The organism is Pantoea sp. GbtcB22, assembly GCF_019091025.1.
GTDB lineage: Bacteria > Pseudomonadota > Gammaproteobacteria > Enterobacterales > Enterobacteriaceae > Pantoea > Pantoea leporis.
Map to the genome: position 1 here is coordinate 1 of NZ_JAGXKB010000791.1, position 238 is coordinate 238.

General features: G+C 62.2%; 1 protein-coding gene. It reads left to right on the forward strand.

Annotated elements, in window-relative coordinates:
- Positions 1-238 (forward strand): peptidase dimerization domain-containing protein (locus KVT28_RS26690; RefSeq protein WP_217551327.1); only part of this gene is annotated, 238 nt, incomplete at both ends.

Genomic DNA, 238 nt, shown 5'->3' on the forward strand with positions numbered 1-238 from the left:
GTTCGAAATTACGCTGCACGGTAAAAGCTGCCATGCGGCGATGCCGGAAAGCGGGGCCGATCCCATGGTGGATGCTGCCGAGCTGATTCTGGCGCTGCAAACCATTCCGTCGCGTCGTCTGTCGCCACTGGCTTCGGCGGTGGTGGGCGTGACGCAGATTCACGGCGGGGAAGCGATTAACGTCATTCCTGAGGAGATTGGGTTGCGCGGCACGGTGGGATGTTTGGAGGCCGACGGG